This window comes from Streptomyces sp. DH12 (genome assembly GCF_020873895.1).
GTDB lineage: Bacteria > Actinomycetota > Actinomycetes > Streptomycetales > Streptomycetaceae > Streptomyces.
The window spans coordinates 1-381 of sequence record NZ_JAHWGT010001738.1 but is presented as its reverse complement, the minus strand read 5'-3'; the positions used below and the strand labels follow the sequence as shown (position 1 = coordinate 381).

Genomic DNA, 381 nt, shown 5'->3' with positions numbered 1-381 from the left:
GATCGTGCCGAGGGTTCGGACGCGGGCAGGGGGGTACGGGGTCTTACAGGTACCGCCGTAAGTCATCGTGAGCTGCGACATCTTCAACTGGGCCGGCGGACGGTTGTACTCGACCCGGAGAAAGGCGTTGTCCGAGAACCGCTTCCAGCCGTAGCCGTCGCTCTCACTCGACGCCCGCAGACCGAAGGTCATCGTCGACCACTTGCCGTTCGCGGCTTGCTGGACAGCCGACTTCACTTCGAACTCGGCGTCCTTGGCAGCGCACCCCTCGTACCCGTACGCGAACTCCTCGGTCTTGAGGTGGTCGATCCAGAAGCCCGAGGCGTTCTGCGAGTTCCACGTGGTGGACGAACTGATGTCCTTGGTACGCCACAACTGCAC

General features: G+C 63.0%; 1 pseudogene. It reads right to left on the bottom strand.

Annotation, left to right across the window (positions count from 1 at the left end):
• Positions 1–381, bottom strand: a pseudogene (locus LPA54_RS41990) (LamG domain-containing protein); the annotation flags it as partial.